7 protein-coding genes are annotated in these 7,189 nt (G+C 69.4%); all 7 read right to left on the bottom strand.

The annotated features are described in order from the left end of the window. Window positions 1-104: 104 nt before the first annotated feature. On the bottom strand, window positions 105-734 hold the full coding sequence (locus RJ05_RS26280) for a TetR/AcrR family transcriptional regulator (RefSeq protein WP_199780083.1): 630 nt from the start codon (window positions 732-734) through the stop codon (window positions 105-107). A gap of 133 nt (window positions 735-867) precedes the next feature. Next, window positions 868-1,827: an FAS1-like dehydratase domain-containing protein gene (locus RJ05_RS26285; protein WP_036541992.1), complete on the bottom strand. Its 960-nt coding sequence runs from the start codon at window positions 1,825-1,827 to the stop codon at window positions 868-870. 16 nt (window positions 1,828-1,843) lie between these two features. Then, entirely contained in the window at window positions 1,844-2,965 is a 1,122-nt protein-coding gene (locus tag RJ05_RS26290; RefSeq protein WP_051016929.1) for a class I SAM-dependent methyltransferase, read from the bottom strand. Continuing rightward, window positions 2,962-4,350, bottom strand: a complete 1,389-nt coding sequence (locus RJ05_RS26295) for an FAD-binding oxidoreductase (RefSeq protein ID WP_036541993.1) — start codon at window positions 4,348-4,350, stop codon at window positions 2,962-2,964. Before RJ05_RS26295 ends, RJ05_RS26290 begins: the two co-directional genes overlap by 4 nt. Continuing rightward, window positions 4,347-5,696 (bottom strand): class I SAM-dependent methyltransferase, encoded by a 1,350-nt coding sequence (locus RJ05_RS26300; RefSeq protein ID WP_036541995.1) that lies wholly within the window; start codon window positions 5,694-5,696, stop codon window positions 4,347-4,349. Before RJ05_RS26300 ends, RJ05_RS26295 begins: the two co-directional genes overlap by 4 nt. Next, the gene (hsaA, locus tag RJ05_RS26305) at window positions 5,693-6,898 is read right to left on the bottom strand and encodes a 3-hydroxy-9,10-secoandrosta-1,3,5(10)-triene-9,17-dione monooxygenase oxygenase subunit (RefSeq protein WP_051016930.1); all 1,206 of its coding nucleotides are present in this window, start codon (window positions 6,896-6,898) and stop codon (window positions 5,693-5,695) included. Before hsaA ends, RJ05_RS26300 begins: the two co-directional genes overlap by 4 nt. Before the next feature lie 61 nt (window positions 6,899-6,959). Further along, on the bottom strand, window positions 6,960-7,189 hold a 230-nt coding region (locus tag RJ05_RS31560), incomplete at its 5' end, for a hypothetical protein (protein ID WP_036541998.1).

Below are 7,189 nucleotides of genomic sequence, written 5' to 3' on the forward strand. Positions count from 1 at the left end.
TCGGTGCGGACAAGGGCCGTAGCAGCCATCGAAGAAGCTCCCTTACTTGAATGAACAGTCAAGAAAATGGATCGAAAGAACCCCCGCATCGCGGCGGGGTGTGATCAGGCGAGGACGGATAGCGCCTGCTCGACCGCGTCGTCGAGAAATCGCTCGCGGACAGCGGTCTTGCCGACGACGCGGATGCCTTGCAGGAAAGTGACGAGGAATCGGGCCAGCGCCACCGGATCGCGATCCGCGCCCAACTCCCCGGCGTTGTGCGCACGCATGAGCGCCGCCGTCAACACGGTCTCCATACCCTCGAGGCTGGTCACAACCAGCCGCTCGACATCGCCGTCACCGGGCAATTCCACTGCGGTGTTCGTCATGAAGCACCCTTTGCGCTGGTCATCGTCCAGCGCGGTGTTCGCATACCAGCGCACCAGCGCCTTCACCGCCGCCAGCGAAGAGCCCGGTACCGACACTTGATCCAGCAAACCCAGACGGGTGTCCTCGACATAGCGTTCGACAGCCCGCAGGAACAGCTCCCGTTTGCCGCCGAAGGTGCCGTAAATGCTCCCTCGCCCGAGGCCGAGATGGTCGACCAGGTCCTGCATCGACGTCGCCTCGTATCCGCGACGCCAGAACAGTTCCATCGCCGCACGCAATGCGACATCGGGATCGAACTCTTTTGTCCTGCCCACACCCGAGACTTTACGTTTCTTGACCGAGCATTCCAAATCAGCGCTCTTCATCACCTGCTGTGTTCATCGGCACGACCGCCGGCGACCGCCCGGAGTGTGCCGCGGATCGTCCGGCCGCCCTGAAATGGGTTGCGGCCCTCCCGATGCCTACTCCGCGCCCCGCGCCGGTCAGGATGAGTCCTGGTCAGCGCGCCAGCACCGTTGCGGTGGCCTGCCCGAAAACCGCGGTGTCGCTGTGCGCGGTCAACGCTATGACCGCCTGCCCGACGGCGGGCATGATCGACCGCACCGTCGCACCGATGGTGAGTTCGGTGGGGCGGGTGCCGACCAGGACCGGAGCCGCGAACTGCACGTAGTAGTCGATGAGGTGGTCCGGCCGGCCGAGCCAGGCCGTCAGGCACGCCGCGCCCAGACCCATGGTCAGCATCCCGTGCGCGGTCACCGACGCCAAGCCGGCGTCGGCGGCGGCGGCATCGTTCCAATGGATCGGGTTGACGTCGCCGGACACTCCTGCGTAGTGCACGAGCTCACCTCGCGAGAGGCGGAACACCTGGTCCGGAAACCGCTGTCCGACCGCGAGATTCGACACTCCGGAGCTGGTGGACGTCGGTGCGCTCGCGGCCGGTGACGGCGTCGCGATGCTCGGCGTCACCGCGGGTGCGGCAAGGTCGAGCATGGCCAGGGTTGCCGCAGCCGGCGATGGGTCCTGCGAGCGACCGGCGAGTGTGGTGTGCACCGTCTGAACGATCTCGGCCGACTGGTCGCGGACCGTTGTGGTGAGCGCGATGAGGTCCCCGTTGGACGTCGCGCGCCGCGAGTCGACGGTGATCTCATGGGTCAGCCGGTCGCCGGCGATCACCGGTCGGCGGCAGTGGATGTCCTGCTCGACATGCAGCAGGCGCGCGGGGTCGTAGCCGTCGAGCGCGGCGCGCATCAGCATGCGCTGGGTGAGCGAGCCGACAGCCGAGGCGAAGGTGATCGGCGCGACCAGCCCTGGATAGCCGAGGTCGCGGGCAGCGGCGTCGTCCCAGTGGACGGGGTGGAAATCCTGGACCGCACGGGCGAAGTCACGGATCTGTTCCCGGCCGACCTCGTAGTAGTCGTTCGCGACGAACCGGCGACCGACGGTGGGATGCCGATGCATGGTGGGGCTCCTCGGGTCAGCGCGGTAGGCGGGCGGCGAATATCCGTTGCCCGTGGACGGCGACGGGCTGATCCGGTCCCGGAAGGACCAGCCGGGGCGGCATCCCGGCCGCGAAGAACTCGGCCCGCCACTGGGACTCGGTCAAGAAGATGCGGTCGGAGCCCGCGCGAACGTCGTCGCGGCCGGGCCGGAGGCCACCGGGCCGGGGAGACATCAGGAAGTGCATGGAGGTGAGTAGCTGGTAGTGCTCCCGACACGATTCGATGACCACGAGGTGGCCGCCGGGACGCAGAACGCGGCGCAGCCGCTGCAACGCCACGCCGCAATGGTGGGCATTGTGCAGGACATTCGCGGCGATCACGATGTCGAACGTTTCCGGTGGCGCGGGCTCGCCGTTGATGTCCATCAGATCGAATCGCAGCCACGGGTAGCGCGCGAACCGAGCCCGCGCGGCGTCGAGGAAGAAGCTGGACACATCGGTGAAGTGGTACTCGATGGGCAGCCCGTCGAGGATCGGCAGCAGGTCGGCGGTGGTGCCGCCGACGCCGGCACCCAGTTCCAGAATCCGCACCGGATGCCGGTCGCCGGCGAGGTCCCCCACCGCGCGGGTGACGATCGCACCGGCCGCGGCATTGAGATACCGGTTGATCGGATTATCGCGGTAGGCGGCCTCGGCCGTGAGCATGTCCGAGTCCGGGAAGAGCAGTTCCTGGGCCAGGACCCGGTCCTGTAAGAGTTCGAGCGCATGCCGATTGGCGGTGTCGAAGAAGCGTGCCAGCTGTGGCGAGTAGCCCAGATCAGCGCAGACATCGCTGATCCGCGGGCGCTGCGGGGCGACGCCCGCTCCGCCGAGCGAGAATCCGCTGACGGCATCGCCTGTCAGCCGGCCGTGGCCGGTGAGCACGCCGAGCCACCGGCGCAGCAGCCACCGGTGTCGGGGCGCGACGGCGAGTTCGGCCGCCAGATCGTCCTCGGTCCGGGCGATCCCGCCGAGCAGGGCGGGCCGCACCGCGGCGGCCATGGCTTGCAGACCGAACAGATCGAGGTCCGCGCGGGCGGACAGGCAGTGTCGTGCGTCCACGTCGGCCACCGCTGTCGCGGCGTGGGCGGCGATCTCGTTCACCTCGTCGGCGGTCATCGCTGCCCGCCGGCGGGAGCGATGTTGTGGTTGCACCGGAAGGTGTTGGCGGGGTCATAGGTGGCCTTGAGCTGTTGCAGGCGCGGATAGGAGTCCACGTGGTAGGCGCGGCGCACCCGGTCCGGGGATGCGGTGTCGTCGAGGATTCCGACATAGGGTCCGCCCGCCGAGCATCCCTGTAGTGCGGCCACGACATCGGCGATCCAGCGCCGAGACGGGTCGAGATCGATACCGGTGGGCCCGCCGGAGAACATCACGGCATGATAGGCGGCGTCGTGGTAGCCGAATGCCGTCGTATCTCTCGGGATTCGGCGCAGGGCGCCGCCGAGCTGATGCACCGACAGCAGCGAGTGCGGGGTCGGCATGCGGGCGGCCAGGGCCACCAGGGCGTCGATGGCGTCGTCGTCGAAGTCGCGTAGCCATTCGGTGCCGGTGGCGGTGCCGTGTCCTTCATGGAAGGCCTGCTCGGTATTGCGTTGCAGCTCAGGGTATTCCAGTGTGCGAATGAGATCGAGTTCCGGCTCGCCCAGGCGTTTGAGCTTCGCCAGTTCGGCGCGGGCGACCTCGGGCGCGCCGAAGTGGGCGACGGTGATGGCGGCCTTCGGCGGGCCCTCCGGTGCGGTGGGCGGCCAATGCAACAGGGTGGCGCGCAATGCCATTTCGTCGGAGGCCTCGGCGCACAGCTCGCGGAAGGCGCGAAAGACTGCTGGCCCCTGCTCCAGCGGAAACAGCAGACTACCCGCGTGCAGTGGTGCGATGGGATGTAACGCGAATTCCACGGCCACGACCACACCGAAGTTGCCGCCGCCGCCGCGCAACGCCCACAGCAGGTCGGCGTGGTGATCGGCAGTCGCGTGCACCAGCTGCCCATCGGCGAGCACGATCTGCGCCGAACGCACACTGTCGCAAGTGAATCCCGCCATCCGCTGCAACCAGCCCGTACCGCCGCACAGCGTGGAACCGATCACCCCGACACTCGACACATCCGCGCCGGTCACCGCGAGGCCGTGCCGGTGGCAGGCGCGATCGAATTCGGCCCAGGTGACGCCGGCTCCGACCACGGCGCGCCGCGCGACCGGGTCGACCGTGATGGTGCGCAGGGCGGACAGATCCAGCAGCAGCGAACCGTCGATCGCCGGGTGCCGCGCGACCTCGTGGCCGCCGCCACGCACCGCCACGGCCAACCCCTGCCGCTGTGCCGTCGCAACCGCCGCGCGCACATCCGGTACCCGGGTGCACCGCACCACCGCGGCCGGGTGCTGATCGGTGGCGGTGTTCCAGCGTCGGCGCGCCCGTTCGTAGCCGTCCTCTCCCGGTAACAGCACCGAGCCTCGGCAGGCCGTGCGTAGTTCGGCGAGGCGATCCGGGGACAGTGTGCTGGTCATGCGGGGACGAACTCCTCGGAGACGACGATGGCCGGTGGTGTCGGTGCGGGACAGACCAGTTCGAGATAGTCGGTCAGCACCTCCGGCATCCGGCGGCGCAGATAACGGGCGAACGGGTCGTTGCAGGTGGGCGATGACGAATCGGTGGCGTCGAGGCCGATCTCGGCGTGCTGCTCCGGCCGGCCGGCGGTCAGGAATCGGCCGTCGGCCGAGCCGAGCAGGACCGCGCAGTGCGACGGCAGGACAGCGGCCAGTCGAGCCGGTGCGACCGAGTGCGCGGCGGTCGGCGCCATCAGCGCGTTGGGGATCTCGGTGACCATGACCGAGTCGTCCCGGCGCACGGCCTCCGACAGCGCGGCCAACCGGTCCGATGCGTCTCGACCGGGTAGCTCACCCCACCGGACTACCCGGCTCGGGCCGGGCGCCGGTGCGTCGACGGTGAGCACCACGTCGTAGCGGTATCGGGTCAGTTCGGTATCGGCCCGCATCGGCTTGGCGTACCAGGCCGCGCGCACCGTCCGCGGATGACGCTCGGCGAGGGCGGCGAAGACGCGGGGATCGCACAACAATTCCTCGTCGGCGGCCAGCCGGGCGGCGGCTCGCCGGGCGAGCTCGTCGGCGCCGAGCCCGGGGTTGCGGGCCTGCTCCACCCATCGAGCGAAATCCGCTGCCGACGCCAGATTGCGGATATCGCCCACGACGACGCTGCCACCGGGAGCGACCATCGTGATCGCCGCGTCGACGACGGCGGTCAGGTAGCGCTCATCCGGGAAACATTGGGTGACGCTGTTGAGCACGACGCAGTCCGGCGAGCCCCCGGGCTGCAAGCGCCGCAGCTCCGCACGCACATGATCGGCCGCCAGTTCATGTGCTGCGGCGCGCAGCACCGAGACGCCGGGCAGGGCGCGCTCGCGGAGCCGGTCCACGACCGGTTGCGCCGGATCGATACCCAAGTAACCGCGCGTTGAAGTATGTAGACGGTGCACGAGCAGCCCGCTGCCGCAGCCGATTTCGACCACCGTGTCGGGCGCGCCGCGCGAGACCAGGCCGACGGCATGATCGATCCACTCCAGCATGTGTTCAGGCGGGAACGCGGCGCCGGTGTCGGATGCTCGCCAGCCCGACAGGTCCAGGTCCTCGGCGTGGCGCAGATCGTCGGAGGAGTAGACGAATTCGTACACGTGCCGCCAATGCTCGAGATACTCGATGAGCAGCGACCCGGGGGTGGGCCGCACCGCGATGGCATCGGCCGCCGGCCGGACCGCGATGGCGGCACGGTCGCGATCCCAGTGCGCCGCTGCCACCCACGGATGCCGGGCGAGTGCGGCAACCAGCTGATCGCTCACGGCTGCTCCGGTTCCGCCGTGGCCGCGAGCTCGGCGGCGGCGAACATCCGGTACACCCGCTCCGGGTCGTTGGCCGCATGAGCTCGTCCGCCGTGCACATCCCGCCAGAATCGCTGCACGGGGTTGTCGGGGCGCAGCGCGCGCCCACCGGAGTTCTCGAACAGCCGGTCCATGGCAGCCACCGCGCGTTCGGTGCCGCGCACTTGATCACGGCGCAGCCGCAGCCGTGGCAGCGGACCGATGGGCCGGCCGGCCACCGCCATCTCGTACAGGGCGTCGATATTGTGCGTCAGTTGCCGCCAGGCGGCGTCGATCTCGGTCGCGGCCAGCGCGATTCGTTCCAGGGTGGCCGGGTCGTCACGGAACGCGTCGCCGCTGAATCCGGTGTCCTTGCGCGCGTCGCCGGGAAGCGCGGCCCGCACTCGATGTCGTTGCTGGTCGAGATGGGCTCGATAGCCACCGCGCGCCATTCCGACGATCGACGCGGTGATGGCGCTCGTGTGCAAGCAGCCGAACGGAATCCGGTACAGCGGGCCGTCGTTCACGCTGTGCCCCGGGGTCCGGCAGGCGGTCACCGCATCGGAGCCGAGCACCCTGTGCGCGGGCACGAACACATCCTCGACGACGATGTCGTTGCTTCCCGTGCCACGCAGGCCGACCGATTCCCAGACATCGACGACGGTGTAGTCGTCGACGGGAACCAGGAAGGTGCACGAATCCGCCGGTTCACCGTCGACCATGACCCGGGCACCGAGCAACGCCCAGCGCGCATGGTCGCAACCGGAGGCGAAACCCCACTTCCCGTCGAGCCGGTAGCCGCCGTCGACGGCGACGGCGGTGCCGGTCATGGCGTAGGACGAACAGATGAGGGTGTCGGTGCCCGCGGCCCACACCTCGTCCTGGGCGCGGCTGTCGAACAATGCCAGATTCCATGGCGACACACCGAGTACCGCCGCGACCCACCCGGTGGAGCCACAGGCCGAGGCCAGCTCCGCCACCGCGGCGTAGAAATCGGCCGGATGCGCTTCGAGGCCGCCGTAGCGGCGTGGCCGCAGCAGGCCGAAGAACCCGGTGGCGGTGAGCTCGGCCAGCGACTCCACCGGGATCTTGCGCGCGTTTTCGGTGTCGAGGGCTCGTTTGCTCAGTGTCGGCAACAGGTCGCCGACCGCGTCGAGCACGGCTGTGGTGGCATCGTCGGTCATTGTGCGTGGTCCTCCATAACGATTCGCCGGTGGTGCGCCCGGCGCGGATCGGGGTCGTGGCTCAGCGGGTGAAGCGCAGCAAGCCGGTGGCGAGGTCGGCGTCGGCCGGGCGCAAGCCCACCGCCCTGGCCTCGGCGGTGAGCCGATCGGGGTCGGCGGGCCACACCCGGTGCTGTGTGCGCACCTCCTGCACCATGTCCTCGCCCCGAAAGGTGCGATAGGTCATCCGCCAGATCAGTGAGTCGGCCTCGACCGGGTCGGCCCGGCTCCACCCCTCGTAGCGGAGGTCAC

Origin of the sequence: Nocardia cyriacigeorgica NBRC 100375 (genome assembly GCF_000308555.1) — a bacterium.
In the GTDB taxonomy this organism is placed as follows: Bacteria; Actinomycetota; Actinomycetes; order Mycobacteriales; family Mycobacteriaceae; genus Nocardia; species Nocardia cyriacigeorgica.